Here is a 1,903-nt window from a genome sequence, read left to right on the forward strand (position 1 = left end):
CGACCTCTTTCTTAAACGGTGTTCAATCAGCTAACCACTTCTGTCGCACTCTCTTTTAGTATATACACAGATGTAAGCGATTTATATTGGTATTCTATGAGAAAGCTAATTTGATTCCATGTAGATCATTGACTTAAATGAAAAAATCAATTATTTTAATAGATAAACTAAATTAGAGGAGTGGTACTAAAAATGTCCAACTGGGAAACAAAGTTCACGAAAAAAGGATTTACTTTTGATGATGTCTTATTGATACCAGCAGAAAGTCACGTGTTACCAAACGAAGTGGATATGAGCGTACAATTAGCTAAAAATATTAAGTTGAATATTCCAATCATCAGTGCAAGTATGGATACCGTTACCGACAGCAAGATGGCCATCGCTATGGCAAGACAAGGCGGATTAGGTGTGATCCATAAAAACATGACGATCAGCCAGCAAGCGGATGAAGTAAGAAAAGTCAAACGTTCTGAAAGTGGCGTCATCATTGATCCGTTCTTCTTAACGCCACAGCATCTTGTAGCAGACGCAGAAGAATTGATGAGCAAATACCGTATCAGTGGTGTGCCGATCGTTGAAACACTTGAAAACAGAAAATTGGTAGGGATCATTACAAACCGCGACATGCGTTTTGTAACAGATTACCACATGCCGATTGCTGATGTGATGACAAAAGACAACTTAGTGACTGCCCCAGTAGGTACCTCTCTAAAAGATGCAGAAAAGATTTTGCAAAAACATAAAATCGAAAAATTACCAATCGTTGATAACGAAGGTCGTTTAAGCGGATTGATCACAATCAAAGATATCGAGAAAGTGATCGAATTTCCAAATGCAGCAAAAGATGAACATGGTCGATTGCTTGTAGCAGCAGCTGTTGGTGTAACAAGCGATACATTCGAGCGTGCGAATGCTTTATTAGAAGCAGGGGTAGATGCAATCATCATCGATACAGCTCATGGACATAGTGCAGGTGTAATCCGAAAAATCCAAGAAATCCGTTCAACTTTTGCAGATGCAACATTGATTGCTGGGAACGTTGCGACGGCTGAAGCGACAAAAGCTTTATATGATGCAGGGGTGGATGTCGTAAAAGTCGGTATCGGACCAGGATCGATTTGTACGACACGTGTGGTAGCCGGTGTAGGTGTACCTCAGCTCACAGCCATCTATGATGCAGCATCAGTTGCTCGTCAATATGGCAAAGCGATTATTGCAGACGGAGGAATCAAGTACTCTGGTGACATCGTCAAAGCATTAGCTGCCGGCGGACATGCAGTTATGCTAGGCAGCATGTTGGCGGGGACAGATGAATCACCAGGCGAATTCGAAATCTTCCAAGGACGTCGATTCAAAACATACCGAGGTATGGGTTCATTAGGCGCGATGGAGAAAGGTTCAAAAGACCGTTACTTCCAAGGTAGTGTCAATGAAGCAAATAAATTAGTACCAGAAGGAATCGAAGGTCGGGTTGCTTACAAAGGAAGTGTTGCAGACATTATTTTCCAAATGATCGGCGGTTTGCGTTCAGGAATGGGTTATGTTGGGGCAGCCAATTTACAGCAATTACGTGATGAAGCGCAATTCATCCAAATGAGCGGCAGCGGGTTAAAAGAATCACACCCTCATGATGTACAAATCACGAAAGAAGCACCAAACTATTCAGTTGAATCTTAAAAATACTAAAAAAGAGTGGTGACACAACATGTGTCACCACTCTTTTTTTGAATAAACAATGTTCCTTTGCCAACTCCGAATCACAAGTACAATATTCATAAAATATGAAGAGCTGTTTTTTGAAATTACTCCTTGTGGTTTGGAGTGAAACGGCAGGCTTACGACTTCTTGGTAAACGGTGTTCTCCTGCCAATTCCTCGGTCACAAGTCACAATATTCAATAAAC

General features: G+C 41.3%; 1 protein-coding gene. It reads left to right on the top strand.

The window, feature by feature from the left end:
• The first annotated feature begins 192 nt into the window (after nt 1-192).
• A complete protein-coding gene (gene guaB, locus HMPREF2731_RS05040) occupies nt 193-1,677 on the top strand; it encodes an IMP dehydrogenase (protein ID WP_002293341.1) in 1,485 nt (494 codons plus the stop codon).
• Nucleotides 1,678-1,903: the final 226 nt, after the last annotated feature.

It is taken from the genome of Enterococcus sp. HMSC072F02 (assembly GCF_001837725.1).
Taxonomy (GTDB): domain Bacteria; phylum Bacillota; class Bacilli; order Lactobacillales; family Enterococcaceae; genus Enterococcus_B; species Enterococcus_B lactis.

Coding starts and splice junctions, on each gene's coding strand:
- guaB (WP_002293341.1), top strand. CDS start 193: ATGTCCAACTGGGAAACAAAGTTCACGAAAAAAGGATTTACTTTTGAT.